The sequence below is a fragment of the Actinoplanes siamensis genome, assembly GCF_016862395.1.
GTDB lineage: Bacteria > Actinomycetota > Actinomycetes > Mycobacteriales > Micromonosporaceae > Actinoplanes > Actinoplanes siamensis.
In genome coordinates this window covers 1-667 of the sequence record NZ_BOMW01000156.1, presented here as the reverse complement: position 1 = coordinate 667, position 667 = coordinate 1, and the positions used below count along the sequence as shown (strand labels likewise).

1 pseudogene is annotated in these 667 nt (G+C 65.8%); it reads right to left on the bottom strand.

The features are described from left to right. Positions 1-46: 46 nt before the first annotated feature. Positions 47-539: pseudogene (locus Asi03nite_RS37535) on the bottom strand (DinB family protein). Between the last annotated feature and the right edge of the window lie 128 nt (positions 540-667).

Below are 667 nucleotides of genomic sequence, written 5' to 3'. Positions count from 1 at the left end.
GCGGCAAATCCGTACGTCGGGCCAGCTTGCTCAAGCCTTGTCCTGATCAGCGCGGACCCAGTCCGGTGCGCCCGTCAATCAACTCGCGCGCCGCGTCCAGGTGACCAGCATGACGGGCGGTCTCCTCGATCATGTGCAGCAGAATCCTGCGCAGGTCGGTGGTCTGCGATGCGAGCGGTTCGTATGGATGTGCGCTGGCGGGCCGGGCGGTCAGTGGCGTGGCGACGATGATCGCATCCGAGACCCGGCATTGTTCGGCGTAGAAGCTGAAAGCTACCGACGGCGGGCGTGGCGTGGTCAGCGGAGCCTGATAAATCCGACCATGGCAGCGGCTCGGCGGAGCCGACGAGGACTTCCTGGAACCAATGACGTTCAGCGTGCCCGAGGTGCTCGACCATTCCGAGCGGTGTCCAACCCGAGGGAAGGACCGGCCTGCGCAGCGCATCCTCGTCGAGACCCTCCAGAACCGCCCGAACACTGACGCGCTGAAACGCCAGAAACTCGTGTAGTACCACCTTCTCCGCATCGATCTCCGCCATGCCAGCACGCTAGCAAGTGGCCCCGACAAGTTTTCTCACCGGCCGCACCTCACCGCGCCACGCGCGCAGCTCGCCGACTACCGCCGCGCGCTCGAGCACGCCCGTGAGCCAGCCCAACAACGTCCGCA